The sequence below is a fragment of the Nostoc sp. genome, from assembly GCF_036917755.1.
Lineage (GTDB): Bacteria > Cyanobacteriota > Cyanobacteriia > Cyanobacteriales > Nostocaceae > Nostoc.
In genome coordinates, this window is record NZ_JBALFC010000009.1 from 94223 (window position 1) to 108075 (window position 13853).

The 13853-nt window shown below is 43.4% G+C and carries 14 protein-coding genes and 2 pseudogenes; 9 read left to right on the forward strand and 7 right to left on the reverse strand.

Translation table 11 applies throughout. The annotated features are described in order from the left end of the window. Window positions 1-27 precede the first annotated feature (27 nt). Window positions 28-573 carry a DUF4435 domain-containing protein gene (locus tag V7L05_RS02685; protein WP_335161562.1) on the forward strand — a complete coding sequence of 182 codons (546 nt, stop codon included), beginning with the start codon at window positions 28-30 and terminating at the stop codon, window positions 571-573. Window positions 574-858: 285 nt separating this feature from the next. Here V7L05_RS02685 and ftsH read toward each other — a convergent pair whose 3' ends face one another. After that, on the reverse strand, window positions 859-2748 hold the full coding sequence (gene ftsH / locus V7L05_RS02690) for an ATP-dependent zinc metalloprotease FtsH (protein WP_335161564.1): 1890 nt from the start codon (window positions 2746-2748) through the stop codon (window positions 859-861). A 102-nt stretch (window positions 2749-2850) separates the two neighbouring features. Then, a complete protein-coding gene (locus V7L05_RS02695; RefSeq protein WP_335161566.1) occupies window positions 2851-2973 on the reverse strand; it encodes a hypothetical protein in 123 nt (40 codons plus the stop codon). Between the two features lie 97 nt (window positions 2974-3070). Here V7L05_RS02695 and V7L05_RS02700 point away from each other — a divergent pair, with 97 nt between their 5' ends. Continuing rightward, window positions 3071-3616, forward strand: coding sequence for an NADPH-dependent FMN reductase (locus V7L05_RS02700; RefSeq protein ID WP_335161568.1), 546 nt, complete (start codon window positions 3071-3073; stop codon window positions 3614-3616). Between the two features lie 163 nt (window positions 3617-3779). Here the strand turns inward: V7L05_RS02700 and V7L05_RS02705 are convergent, their stop codons facing one another. Further along, the gene (locus V7L05_RS02705) at window positions 3780-4898 is read right to left on the reverse strand and encodes a ferrochelatase (RefSeq protein ID WP_335161570.1); all 1119 of its coding nucleotides are present in this window, start codon (window positions 4896-4898) and stop codon (window positions 3780-3782) included. 236 nt (window positions 4899-5134) lie between these two features. Here V7L05_RS02705 and V7L05_RS02710 point away from each other — a divergent pair, with 236 nt between their 5' ends. The 4 genes from V7L05_RS02710 to ilvB all read left to right on the forward strand — a co-directional run bounded on the left by V7L05_RS02710 (window position 5135) and on the right by ilvB (window position 9226). After that, a complete protein-coding gene (locus V7L05_RS02710) occupies window positions 5135-5767 on the forward strand; it encodes a hypothetical protein (protein WP_335161572.1) in 633 nt (210 codons plus the stop codon). Further along, a complete protein-coding gene (locus V7L05_RS02715; RefSeq protein ID WP_335161574.1) occupies window positions 5748-5912 on the forward strand; it encodes a histidine kinase in 165 nt (54 codons plus the stop codon). The genes V7L05_RS02710 and V7L05_RS02715 overlap by 20 nt, the downstream gene beginning before the upstream one ends. Beyond that, window positions 5912-7174, forward strand: coding sequence for an MFS transporter (locus V7L05_RS02720; RefSeq protein WP_335161836.1), 1263 nt, complete (start codon window positions 5912-5914; stop codon window positions 7172-7174). The genes V7L05_RS02715 and V7L05_RS02720 overlap by 1 nt, the downstream gene beginning before the upstream one ends. Before the next feature lie 135 nt (window positions 7175-7309). Beyond that, a complete protein-coding gene (gene ilvB, locus V7L05_RS02725) occupies window positions 7310-9226 on the forward strand; it encodes a biosynthetic-type acetolactate synthase large subunit (protein ID WP_335161576.1) in 1917 nt (638 codons plus the stop codon). A gap of 107 nt (window positions 9227-9333) precedes the next feature. On the opposite strand, the pseudogene V7L05_RS02730 reads toward ilvB, so the two are convergent. After that, window positions 9334-9486 (reverse strand): annotated as a pseudogene (locus tag V7L05_RS02730) (DUF4351 domain-containing protein); the annotation flags it as partial. Between the two features lie 232 nt (window positions 9487-9718). Next, window positions 9719-10156 carry a hypothetical protein gene (locus tag V7L05_RS02735; RefSeq protein WP_335161578.1) on the reverse strand — a complete coding sequence of 146 codons (438 nt, stop codon included), beginning with the start codon at window positions 10154-10156 and terminating at the stop codon, window positions 9719-9721. A 197-nt stretch (window positions 10157-10353) separates the two neighbouring features. On the opposite strand from V7L05_RS02735, the gene V7L05_RS02740 reads away from it, so the two are divergent. From V7L05_RS02740 to dacB, 3 genes are all read left to right on the forward strand, one after another. Then, window positions 10354-10560, forward strand: a complete 207-nt coding sequence (locus V7L05_RS02740) for a hypothetical protein (RefSeq protein ID WP_335161580.1) — start codon at window positions 10354-10356, stop codon at window positions 10558-10560. 324 nt (window positions 10561-10884) lie between these two features. Continuing rightward, window positions 10885-11424, forward strand: coding sequence for a tellurite resistance TerB family protein (locus tag V7L05_RS02745; RefSeq protein ID WP_335161582.1), 540 nt, complete (start codon window positions 10885-10887; stop codon window positions 11422-11424). Between the two features lie 75 nt (window positions 11425-11499). After that, window positions 11500-12963: a D-alanyl-D-alanine carboxypeptidase/D-alanyl-D-alanine endopeptidase gene (dacB, locus tag V7L05_RS02750; protein ID WP_335161584.1), complete on the forward strand. Its 1464-nt coding sequence runs from the start codon at window positions 11500-11502 to the stop codon at window positions 12961-12963. 99 nt (window positions 12964-13062) lie between these two features. On the opposite strand, the gene V7L05_RS02755 is transcribed toward dacB, so the two are convergent. Both V7L05_RS02755 and V7L05_RS02760 read right to left on the reverse strand, forming a co-directional pair. Next, a complete protein-coding gene (locus V7L05_RS02755) occupies window positions 13063-13566 on the reverse strand; it encodes a GNAT family N-acetyltransferase (RefSeq protein ID WP_335161586.1) in 504 nt (167 codons plus the stop codon). Window positions 13567-13640: 74 nt separating this feature from the next. After that, a pseudogene (locus tag V7L05_RS02760) lies at window positions 13641-13747 on the reverse strand (FAD-dependent oxidoreductase); the annotation flags it as partial. Between the last annotated feature and the right edge of the window lie 106 nt (window positions 13748-13853).

Sequence of the window (13853 nt, forward strand, 5' to 3'; positions counted from 1 at the left end):
CCCGTCGCAGGCATCGCCCTGTGCCTGTTGCCTCACTCATATAGTACAAAAGCACTATATTTTAGCGATCGCCTGTGCCAGTTGCGTAAGTCCTGGTTTAATCGAGACGTAAAATTAGTATTACTTGAAAATGGAATATCGGTAGGTTATTTGCTTTGGATCTCTAAGTGTGAAGGATTAAACCTAACCTTTGATGATATTACATTTAGCAAGTTCATTGATGAGCAAACTCTGCAAATTGATGAACTAAAGCTGATTCAGGAGATTAAAAATAAATCCCAAGCCTACTCTTTGAAAGACGAAGATTTGCGACAACAGCTAAATAGTAAGAAAAGCAATAACCATGATCCTTGGCAAATCTGCTGTGGTCATCATTTGGTGGAAATTCTGTCGTTTGGTTTACGCAAAGTGCTTGGCTCTAATAAAGCTGCTGATGTTGAACCGAACAGTCTTGAGCGTAGTTTGCGGCTTGCTTATGAAGAAATTTACTTTCGCCAGACACAACTCTACTTGGACATTCGTAAATGGGAAAGCAATAATCAGCCATTTAGGGTTTTGCGGAATGACACATAAATCAATACAGTTCAGTTAAGCATTTCTTTATTTTCTTCCTTCTCTTCTTTCTCTTCCTTTGCGTTCTTTGCGTCCTTTGCGGTTCGTTAAAAAAATTGAATTTGACAAAGAGTTAAGCCTTAACTGAGCTATACTGCTGCATCAGACTCCGCTTTGTATAGGTTTGAATAGGTATTTGCGATCGCTTAATCTTAAATAGAAGGGTAAAAAACCCGGCTTCTTTATCAAAACCGGGTTTTTAAGTAATTGTTAATTTATTTCTGGGCAGTACAACAGGGGAATACCCTAATGAGGTACAGCCACTTGTGCATCGGCTACCTGAGCATTGTCAGCAACAATTTTGCGGAATAAATCGCCTTCAATAGTCTCCTGTTCTGCTAGCAAATCTACTAAACGCTCCAAAACTATGCGGTTTTCTTCCAACAGTTCTTTGGACTTGATATAACAAGTATTGACAATTTCGCGTACTTGTGAATCAATCTTGGCAGCAATTTCTTCAGAATAGTCTGATTTATTCATCCAGTCCCGTCCCAAAAAGACCTCTGAACTCTGGTTTTCCAAGGATAATGGGCCTAATTCTGACATCCCGAAACGTGTCACCATCTGCCGCGCCATCCCTGTCACATGTTGCAGGTCATTGCCTGCACCTGTGGTCACTTCTGGCTTACCAAAAACGATTTCCTCGGCGGCGCGACCACCCAAAGTTGCAGTAATCCTGGCTTTGAGTTGGGAACGGGAAATTAACCCCTGTTCTTCGTTGGGAGTAAACCAAGTTAATCCCAGTGCTTGTCCGCGTGGGATGAGTGTAACTTTCTGCACAGGGTCATGCTCTTTGAGTAATGTGCCCACTAAAGCATGGCCAACTTCATGATAGGCAATCAAGCGCTTACTCTTGCTGTCTACCAAGGCGGTACCTTCCATACCTGCAACGACTCGATCTATAGCAGCATCAACTTCTAAAATGGTGACAGCATCTTTGCGCCTCCGAGCGGTGAGAATGGCGGCTTCGTTGAGTAAGTTGGCTAAGTCTGCGCCAGTAAAACCAGGAGTGCGGCGAGCGATCGCTTCTAATGATACGCTAGGATCAATTTTCTTATTCCGGGCGTGGACTTGCAAAATTTCTTGTCGCCCTTTAAGATCCGGTGGATCGACCATCACTTGTCTGTCAAAGCGTCCCGGTCTGAGCAACGCTGAATCTAAGACATCTGGGCGGTTCGTGGCAGCAATAATAATGATGCCTGTGTTACCTTCAAAACCATCCATTTCGGTGAGCAGTTGGTTGAGGGTTTGTTCGCGCTCGTCGTTACCGCCACCAATACCAGCGCCCCGTTGTCTACCTACTGCGTCAATTTCATCGATAAATATGAGACAAGGAGCATTATCTTTGGCTTTTTTGAAGAGGTCACGCACACGAGATGCACCCACACCAACGAACATTTCCACGAATTCTGAACCGGAAATACTGAAGAATGGTACACCTGCTTCACCGGCGATCGCTTTTGCTAGTAAAGTTTTACCAGTACCAGGAGGGCCAATTAGCAGCACTCCTTTGGGAATACGTGCGCCTACAGCAGTAAATCTTTCTGGCTGTTTGAGGAAAGTAACAACTTCTTCAAGTTCTTCTTTAGCTTCTTCCACCCCGGCGACATCTTCAAATTTGACTCCAGTTTTTGCCTCCATTTGGAAGCGAGCTTTGGATTTGCCGAAATTCATCGCTTGGCTAGAAGCATTAGTAGAGCGACGGAGGAACAATACCATTAAAGCCAGCAGGGGCAAAATCCACATGAGATTGATCAACAGCCCAACAGCAGCTCGACTGTTAGCAGAGGAAACTTCGCCAAAATCAACATTCTTATCTTTGAGTATGTTAATCAACTCTGTGTTTTGTGCCAGAAGTCTCACCTGTTGCGGTGGTGTATCATCTTTTTGTCCCTTGAGATAAACCCTTGCTAACTGTTCGGTTTCGTCCAGCTCTAGTTTTTGGATTTCTCCCGCCTTCGCTTTCTTGAGCAAGTCGCCATAAGTTAAAGCGGTACTCTCTGCTTTTTGTGCCAAGACGGGAGTACTCCCGAAAATTCCTGGCAACATAATCAAACTAGCTGCGATCGCACCAACCCAAGCAACACGCTTTGATGACTGCCTATTTCTCAATGCTTTTTTTCCCAAATTTGTCATAATAACTACCCTTTGTCTGCTGGCACAAGTTGAGCTATGGTTTTATGCCTATTCTTCTAGCAAAAATTGTCATAACTGGAAATTACACTTTTCATATCTAGTCTAACTTCCACACAAAACCATTCCCATGTTTCTTCCGGCGATCGCATGAAGTTGAGCAACCTGGATAATTATTCTGGCTCCTTTTTTCAAAAATTTTCCGGTAGGTAGATTTTTATTTGACACATTCGGACACAAATCGCTAAGATAAACATAGTCATAACGATTCCGCTTTTTAAATAAATCTGGTGATAGTAGCTAGCTAATAGTTTGTGGGTTAATTATGGTAAGAATTGTTGGCATTGGTGGTAGTTTAAGACCCAACTCCTATACCCAGCTTGCTTTACAAGTAGCAGTGCAAAGGGTTGAAGCTGTGGGTGCAGAGGTAGAAATTCTCGATTTACGGCAGTTGCAGCTACCGTTCTGCACTGGTGCAAAGGAGTATCCAGAGTATCCAGATGTTCAGAGGTTGCAAGATACAGTCAGTCGCGCCGATGGATTAATTTTAGCGACACCTGAGTATCATGGTAGCCTTAGTGGTGTGCTGAAAAATGCCTTAGATTTGATGAGTTTTGACCAACTGTCGGATAAAGTGACAGGACTAATCAGCGTATTGGGTGGTCAGTCTAATAGTAATGCTTTAAATGACCTACGACTAATTGTCAGATGGGTGCATGGTTGGGTGATTCCCGAACAAATTGCGATCGGACAAGCTTGGGGTGCTTTCAGTCCTGAAGGCAAGCTCTTAGATGAGAAACTTTCTCAGAGATTTGATCAATTTGCTCAGAGTTTAGTTGATAATACTCGCAAGCTGCGGGGCGTAAATTAGTTGTAGGGTGGGCAAAGCTTTGCTCATCCTACAAAACTTAGGAATTTCCAACAAATAAACTATCCAATCTTGTGGGGGGGGCATCTTGCCCGCCTTAGCTTACGGGCGGGTGAGACACCCACCCCACAAGAAATTATTGGATGTTTTTTGATTTGTCAGTCCCTTAATGGTGGTGATGGTGGTGATGGTGATCACCTGCTAGTTGGGGATTAACTGCCAAAGTTTGGTCTGACAACAGCTGTGCAATATGAGCATCAGCCCATTGCGCTACCATCGCTAAAAATTGCGGATGGTCGTTGACGCAAGCCATTTGCACGTAGTTCGTGCCAGGATGCTGTTTTTCTAAAGTATGGATGATATGGTGTACATCCAATAAAGTTTCGTGGTTTTCTGTAGCAAAGCCAATTGGCATAAATATCACTACTTTCGCACCCAATTGAATCAGGTTATTTGCCGCTTGCTCTGCATTTGGCTGTGTCCAATCAATTAAAGGTGTATCGTGATTTAGCCAACCCACTGAGATTAAGGGATAACGATTAATCAACTTATCCCGAACCAAATCATACATCGCTTCACTTTCGGCAATCCCAGAAGTAAATCCTTTGGCTTTATGTGGACAGCCGTGGTTCATTAAGACAATGCCGATTTGAGAAGGTAGATAAGCTGCGGCTAACTCAGCAATTTTCTCCTCAACCAGATGAGCCATTAAATCGATGTAGGCTGGTTCGTTGAAGAAAGAAGGAATGTAGCGCTGTCCTTTAACCCAGTGTTCTTCACCATCAGTTAACTCAACCAGAGCGTTGTTAACTTGCTCGATCGCAATCCCACTAGTAAAGATAGAATCAACAACCAGCAGTGGGTAAATTAGCAGCTTATCGAAGCCTTGGTTTTTGATTTCTGCCAAGACTTGATTCGGTAGGAAAGGGGCGCAGAAGTTGAAAGCCTTGAAAACTTGGACATTATTGCCCCATTTTTCTTGTAAATGCTTCTCAATACCAGCACGTTGCTGTTCAAAGATGGCATTGTGTGGAGAGATAAAATCGTGGTGTGTATGTCCCCACTCATGGCGGTCAAATAGCGCCAAAAGCTTTGCCAGGGGGGGATAAATCCAGGTTGGTACTGGAGCAAATTTTGCTGTCAGTAGATTTAAAGCCTGTTCGTTATAGTTGGCGAAATCTTCGTAGCTTTCGACTTCGCCGTAGCCCATGAGCAGTACGGCTACACGGTCTTTACCTGATAATTCCTCGTGAGTATGTTGTACTTTTTCCGGCGTGGCAACCACAATGAGTTCCTCAATATAACCAAAGTGCAGAGAGATATGAAGTTAGGGAATAGTTGAACATCCCCCCTACTAGTAACATATTATCCCATCCAGGGGGATAGGATAGGTGGAAAAATCAAAATAATACATCAAAAGACAGAGTGCGGTTATTACTGCATATAGGCTGAACAGCTAATAGACCGTTGTAGTAGGTTTAAGTTATGAATAATTGTGAAAGCTGCTAAGACGATAGACGAATGAGTATAATTATTTGCCCTGGAATCCATGAACCAGAATTAACTGAAAGCTTTAGAGTAGGATTGTTAGATGTAATTTCTCATAGCGCGATCGCTCCTAATTACGCAAATATACTGATTTATCCGGGCAAAGATTTGTTAGTTTTATCAGCATTTCACATCTTGCAGTTTTTGCGCGTTAGCGTAGCCGATCGGCTAAAATCACCACTTATATTCATTAGCTTTAGTGCTGGCGTAGTCGGGGCAATAAAAGCAGCGTATTTGTGGCAACTTTTGGGTGGTCGTGTCAAAGCTTTTATTGCTATAGATGGATGGGGAGTACCACTACAGGGTAATTTTCCTATTCATCGGATGAGCCATGATTATTTCACCCATTGGAGTTCTTGCTTGCTAGGTAGTGGGCAAAATAACTTTTATGCACAGCCAGCAGTTGATCATTTGTCAATGTGGAAATCTCCCCAAACTGTACAAGGCTGCTGGGTAGATTCGTCTATTGGTATTTTTCCACCCAAAGGTCGTCTGAAAGCAGATGAGTTTTTGCTTATGCTGTTAAAGCACTATGACGCAATTAATCCGGACAATGGAGTAAGTAAACAGGAGTTAGGAGTGAGGAGTGGGGAGTGGGGAAGATGAGGGAGATGAGGGAGATGAGGGAGATGAGGGAGATGGGGGAGATAAACCAATGCCCAATGCTCAATGCCCAATGCCCAATGCCCCATGCCCCATGCCCCATGCCCAATGCCCAATGCCCAATGCCCCATCTACCCAAAATATCTAATGTTTCCAACTGAACCTGCTGCTGTTAATAACGGGTTTGGCGCACTGCTAAAAAACCGTGGTTTTATGCTTTTGTGGATTGGGCAACTGCTGTCCCAATTAGCAGATAAGGTTTTCTTCGTTTTGCTGATTGCTCTACTGGAGACATACCCACCGTTTCCTGGGTTGGCACAAAACTCGATGTACTCAACTTTGATGCTGGCGTTTACAATACCAGCAATTTTGTTCGGCTCTGCCGGTGGGATCTTTGTTGACCGCTTGCCAAAAAAGCTGATTATGGTTGGCTCAGATGTCGTGCGGGGAATATTAACGCTGTGTCTTCCCTTGTTACCACGAGAGTTCGTGATTTTGTTAATCCTGACTTTTGCTATTTCCACCGTGACGCAGTTTTTTGCACCAGCTGAACAAGCAGCGATTCCCTTATTGGTGAAGCGAGAGAATTTGTTGGCAGCCAATGCGCTGTTTACCAGCACGATGATGGGAGCTTTAATTGTTGGCTTTGCTATAGGAGAGCCAATTTTGAGTTTGGCGAAAAGCTTGATGGGAGAAGAATACGGTCAAGAGCTTGTGGTTGGTGGATTATATTTATTATCGGGTGCGATTATGCAGCCGATTAAGTTTAAAGAACCCAAACGACCGAAGGAAAATCGGGCATCAAATAACCCTTGGGCTGAATTCACCGAGAGCCTACGCTATCTCAAGAAAAACCCTTTGATATTGAACGCCATGCTGCAACTGACAACTTTATATTGTGTGTTTGCAGCCTTAACAGTGCTGACGATTCGATTAGCCGCGGATTTTGGTCTAAAAGAAAAACAGTTTGGCTTTTTCTTGGCAGCAGCAGGGGTGGGTATGGTATTTGGTGCGGCGATTTTAGGTCACTGGGGTGAGAAATTTCATCACAAGCCCCTACCTCTAGTTGGATTTTTGATCATTGCACTAGTTTTAGGGGTGTTTACTTTTACGCACAACTTGTTGCTGGCGCTAGGATTATGTGCATTTTTGGGTGTAGGTGCTGCCTTAATTGGTGTACCCATGCAAACTTTAATTCAACAGCAAACACCGCCTACTATGCACGGTAAAGTATTTGGCTTTCAAAATCATGCCGTCAACATCGCTCTGGCCTTACCTCTGGCGATTACTGGGCCATTAACTGATGCTCTGGGCTTGCGAATAGTGCTTGTAGCAATGAGTCTTGTGGTTGCAGTTGTCGGTGTTTGGGCTTGGCAAAATACCCGCAAAGTCTTGCAAGATGTCATTTAATTAATGTAGGCTAATAATCTAGCTTTATATTTAATAATATAAAAATTTATCCGATTTTGATTGAACTTTTCAATTAAAATGAAGTATTAACTACAGCATTCAGCATTAATTTTAGCTATAGTCAGAGGTTTGACCGTGCGTTCACAAAGTGTCTCCGTAGGAGATTCGCCTGACCAAATAACTCTCCCACAAATCGAGATTCACAAACAGTCTCGTACTTCTAGCCCGCCAGTCGTGCCCAAACGTGCATCTGGCGGTTTTGCTCTGCTTGACAGCCTTCATCGCCACGGCGTTGATTATATTTTTGGCTATCCTGGTGGGGCAATTCTCCCAATTTACGACGACCTGTATAAGGTGCAAGAAGCAACTGGTGGTATGAAGCACATTCTCGTGAGACACGAGCAAGGTGCAGCCCACGCTGCTGATGGTTACGCCCGTGCCACAGGGAAAGTAGGAGTATGCTTTGGCACTTCTGGCCCAGGAGCAACTAACTTAGTGACAGGCATCGCCACAGCCTACATGGATTCGATCCCGATGGTTGTGGTTACGGGACAAGTAGCACGTCCATCGATTGGTACAGATGCGTTTCAGGAAACTGATATTTACGGAATTACCCTACCAATCGTCAAGCACTCCTATGTAGTGCGTGACCCCAAAGATATGGCGCGAATTGTCGCCGAAGCCTTCCACATCGCTAGCACTGGGCGTCCAGGGCCAGTTTTGATAGATGTTCCCAAGGATGTAGCTTTAGAAGAATTTGACTATGTGCCTGTGAAACCAGGTTCAGTAAAATTGCGCGGTTATCGTCCTACAGTCAAGGGAAATCCCCGGCAGATTAATGCGGCAATTCAGTTGATTACTGAAAGTCGCCGTCCGCTATTGTATGTCGGTGGTGGCGCGATCGCAGCTGGTGCCCATGAAGAAGTTAAAGAACTAGCTGAATTATTCGATATCCCTGTCACCACAACCTTAATGGGGATCGGTGCATTTGATGAACATCATCCCTTAGCTTTGGGAATGTTGGGGATGCACGGCACTGCTTACGCTAACTTTGCCGTTAGTGATTGTGACTTGCTAATTTGCGTTGGCGCGAGATTTGACGATCGCGTTACAGGCAAGTTAGACGAATTCGCCTCCCGCGCCAAAGTAATTCACATCGACATCGATCCGGCAGAAGTCGGCAAAAATCGCGTTCCCGAAGTGCCCATCGTCGGCGATGTGCGGAACGTGTTAGTAGACTTGTTGCGTCGATGCAAAGAAACAGGGGTCAAGGCTACACCGAATCAAAACCAAGAGTGGTTAAATTTAGTTAACCGTTGGCGCGAAGACTATCCTCTAATAGTGCCGCATCATCCCGACAGCATTTCACCCCAAGAAGTGATCGTAGAAGTCAGTCGCCAAGCACCCCACGCTTTCTACACCACAGATGTCGGACAACATCAAATGTGGGCAGCACAATTCCTGAAGAACGGCCCAAGGCGCTGGATTTCTAGTGCTGGTTTGGGAACGATGGGTTTTGGCTTACCTGCGGCAATGGGCGCAAAAGTGGCGTTTCCTGATGAAGAAGTCATCTGCATCAGTGGCGATGCCAGTTTCCAAATGTGTTTGCAGGAACTTGGCACAATAGCACAATATGGAATAAATGTCAAGACATTAATTATCAATAACGGCTGGCAAGGGATGGTGCGCCAGTGGCAGCAAGCCTTCTATGGTGAGCGTTACTCATGCTCAGATATGGAAGTAGGGATGCCAGATATTGAGTTATTAGCAAAAGCCTATGGGATTAAAGGCATGGTAATTAGCGATCGCAGTGAATTGAAAGATGCGATCGCCGAAATGCTGGCACATAACGGCCCAGTCATCGTGAATGTCCACGTCACCAGAGACGAAAACTGCTATCCAATGGTAATCCCTGGCAAGAGCAACGCTCAAATGGTCGGCTTGCAGAAGCAACCACCGAAAGCCGCAGTAGAAGCAGTATATTGTAGCCACTGTAGTGCAAAAAATGCTCCTACCCACAACTTCTGCGCTGAGTGTGGGACGAAGCTGTAACGCTTTCTGATAATTGTGACTACAGAGGTAGGGGAGCAGAGAGAAGGGGAGAAAGATGCTGGTATTTCCCCTAATTTCTGCCCCCTTTCCTCTTGCGTAAGCATAACTTAATCTTCCTGATTAGGTTGAGGTAAAAATATATTTCCTAAGTAATTCACTAAATCGCTTTGACTGTTGAAATCCAACAGTGCCTCAGCTAAGTCTTCTAGTTGAGTAATGGATAATGTGCGAATCTGCTGTTCTATCTCTGGTTCAATTGCACTAAACCGACGAGCTTAAATAAAGGATATCGCGGACTCTTCCACAAGGGCGTAGGCGTAGCCCGTCGTAGACATCGCCACTATAAAATTCAGATGGATTAAACGTAGGTTGGGTTGAGGCAATGCATTACCCAACAACATGATCCATGTTGGGTTTGCTTACGTTAACCCAATTTACATTTAATGCAGAAATTTAGGCTTGACACGGCACTAGATTTATCAAAGAAGTGGATTATTGCAGCAAAAGAGTTGTGCCGTTACCGTTAGTTGACGCATTCACAATTGCAGCTTGAGCAGGTTGAGTAGCAAGAACCGCTACAAGTGGAGCAACTTTTGAACTAGATTGTTTACTTCTTTTTCGATTAGATCCGCCAGCTTTGGAATACTCTATACTGTTTCTGCCGTAGACAGTTGCCACTCCACTTAGCATTCGTTCAGATATTTCGGAGAGGGCTTTATCCATCTGGGTTATTGTTTTACGCGATTCTTCAAGATTGGACACAAGCGTGTTATGAGCTTCTAACGTTGCACGGGTAGTGTTGATGAGGTGGTTGTAGGCTTCAATGGTTAATCCATGTCCTAAATCCAGATTTTCATCAACGGATTTAAGCAAGGCGAGACGAAGTTGGGCTTTGTCAACAGCAGCAGAAGCACGAGTTCTTAAAGACATGAGATATCCTTTTTTTTATAATTCCTTTTTCAAGATAGTGGAGTATCCTTTTGCCTGAGATGGGTAGTTTTGTGGATTTATTTCATTAAAAGTTCAACGAAATAATTACGAGTTTGTCTGTATTTTTACTCATTTTTCCTATCGATTTGTTGTTTGAGAATAAGTGCAATCAGCAACAATAATCGCTAAATCAACAAATGCGAACGCTAAATCAACAAATGCGAACGCCAAATCAACAAATGCGAACGCTAAATCAACAAATGCGAACGCTAAATCAACAAATGCGAACGCTAAATCAACAAATGCGAACGCCAAATCGAGAAATGCGATCGCTAAATCAACAAATGCGAACGCCAAATCGAGAAATGCGATCGCTAAATCAACAAATGCGATCGCCAAAATAACATTAGAAAGGGGAAACCAGAACATCTAATTCCCTCCCCTTTATAAGGGGAGGGTTAGGGTGGGGTAAAAGAATATTTGATACATCAATCATAACTTTTCAAACTAGGCTGCGGTGGCATACACAACTACTAAAAACCTCGATCGCTCAAGGCAACTTAACTGTTTTTATACGGAGAAAATATATTATGTGCGTATTTTTCATGAAAATAAATATTCATCCCAATGTATTTTTCCGCATTCTTTTGGGAATCCTAAATTTAGGAAGCTTTCTAAACCGCAAGGTATTACTTCCTGAAATATCACGTAACCTTTAAAGGATAATTATGTCTAAACGCAAGTTGCCCAAAGGCCGTAGCGCTAATTCAGTTGCTCTAGAACCAGAAGTTGCGATCGCAGTTATAGGACTCTTTTCCGCAGCTGCTGATGGTGAAGGTATAACCATAGAAGAACAATACGGTTTGAGTGAAATGTTGGGTGCCGTTTCCCAATTTGAAGATTTCTCTGATGAAGACTATGAAGAGTTGACCCAGAAAGTCGTCAGCTTACTAGAAGAAGAAGAAGCTGAAGTTTTAATCAAGCAGGCGATCGAATCCTTACCGGATAAAGATTATCGAGAAGCTGCATACATCACCGCTATCTTAGTGGTAGGGATTGATGAGGAAGTCCCCGAAGCAGAACAGGATTATATCTCTGAGCTTCAGGAAGCCTTGAAAATTTCAGACAAGCGAGCGCAAGAACTCATAGACGAAATATTCGGGGCAGAGGAGGAAGAAGAGGAAGACGAGGAAGACGAGGAAGACGAGGAAGATGAGGAAGAGGAAGAAGAAGAAGAGGAAAAACAAAAAGGAAAAGGAAAGCGTTAATTTCGTTCCGTCGAACTAAGGTTAAAAAAATGCCACACCAAGGTATTATCATCAAGTAGTTTTAAGAACTATCTGATGACCAGGAAAATTTCTCTTGGCTTGATGCTGCTGTTTGTAGGTACTCAAATTGGTGTTACCCAGCCAGCAGCTAAAGCACAAATCCCAGTTGCACCAACAACCACCACCAAATCAATTTGTTCTACCCAACTGGGAATAGCTATAGATGCTGTAATCAATCGTCCCTTATTTAGTCGGGGGCGCTGGGGAATTTTGGTGCAACCCCTTTCAACCGGGCAAACTCTTTACAGTCGGGATGCTCAGAAATATTTTACTCCCGCGTCTAACCTGAAGTTGCTGACAACAGCAGCTGCATTGCAACAGTTAGGTGCTAATTTTCGGATTCGCACCTCAATTTATCAGAATGGCAATGGTGTTTTACGTGTTGTTGGTAGGGGAGATCCCAGCTTAAGTGATACTCAACTGCAAACATTAGCACAGCAGCTAAAACAGAAAGGTATCACTCAAATTCAGCGCTTGATAGTTGATGATAGTTATATTCAAGGGGATATTGTCAACCCCACCTGGCAATGGGAAGATGTGCAGTCAGACTATGGCGCACCAGTCAGCAGCTTTATTCTAAATCAAAATATTTTTAGCTTAAAACTTGTACCGCAGGCTGTAGGTAAATCTTTACAAGTGCTGTGGATTGATGCTGGCGAGGCAAAACAATGGCGGATAATTAATCAGTCAGTAACCGTTGCCCAAAATCAACCAAGCTATGTCAACGTTACCCGCGAATTATCAGGAACAGTATTACGAATTAAAGGACAACTGACAACGAATTCTGAACCGTCTTTAATAGATTTACCTGTAGTTGACCCTGATTATTACTTCTTACGACGCTTCCGTACTACTTTGGCAACAGAAAAAATTACCTTGGGACAAACATTAGTAGAAAGTGGTGGTGTTAATCAACAGGAAATAGCATTTGTAGAGTCGCCACCTTTATCTGAATTATTAATGGAAACTCTTCAAAATAGTAATAATCTCTATGCTGAAGCACTTCTGAGAGCATTAGCTGTGAAAAAACCCAGAGTGAAAAATCAGACTAGCGCTGATGTCGGTTTGGAAGTTGTCAAAGCGAGTTTAACTAAATTGGGAGTTGATCCAGCAAATTATATTTTAGTTGATGGTTCGGGTTTATCACGTCGTGACTTAGTGACACCAGAAGCTTTTGTACAAACTTTGCGAGGAATAGCAAGAACACCAACAGGATATTTGTATCGTGCATCTTTACCCGTGGCGGGTAAAAGTGGAACCTTGAAAGGCCGCTTTCAAGATACACCTGCTGAGGGCATTGTCCAAGCAAAAACAGGTACGTTAACGGGTGTGGTTTCTCTATCTGGATATCTGAATGCGCCTAAATATGAGCCGTTGGTTTTTAGTATTATCGTGAATCAATCGGAACAACCTACAACAGTTGTGCGGCAGGCTATTGATGAAATTGTTGTGTTGTTAACACAGTTGCAGCATTGTTAAGAAGAATTCAGGAGTCAGAATTCTGAATTCAGAATACCCCATAAATAAATTTAGTTGCTCTGTCCCTTTTTAGTTTGTATTCTGACTAAGTAGAGCAGCTTAAACAACAGGTTTATTAATTCGGAGTCCCATGATTACTAAGTCCCGTTCAAGGCTGTCAATTTCGGCAACTTTAGGTAAATGTCCCCAGGGTTGAAAACCAAATGTTTCAAAAAGTTTTAAACTGGGTTGATTGTGGGCAAAAATGAAGCATAGTAGGGTCTTTAAACCCAAACTAGGACTTTCACTAATTGCTTGTGCTAATATTTGGCGTCCCAAACCACACCGATGAAACTGAGGGGCTATGTAAATACTAATTTCCGCAGTCGTACTATAGGCAGGCCGCCCATAAAAGGATTGGAAACTCAGCCATCCAGCAATTACTCCCTCTACTTCAATTACCCAAATTGGGCGTTGTGAAGGCGATCGCTCCTTAAACCAAGAAAGGCGACTTTCCAGAGATACTGGCTCTAAATCAGCAGTTGCCATGCAACTAGGAATTGCAGCGTTGTAAATTGCCACAATTGCAGGCAAGTCAGTTTCAGTCGCATGGCGAATAGTCATTGCTGGCGTCTTGGAGAAAATCTTGAGAAAATATTCAAAAATAATACAGCGTAACAGAAGCCGTAACACTATCTCACTAGAATAGTTTTGGCTCCCGTCGCGCCACTTGGATAGCAGCCGCAGTCCCTCCGGTTCCCCCGCCGACAACTAAGACATCATCTGTGTATATCTGATTAACCATCTCTTAACCTCGCTGGAGTTTCAACATATTCTCCTCAGTTAGTTTGGCATCAGACAAGATAATTTCTTTTTTCGGATATTTCGTTTATGTAGTGTGTATTATTAAG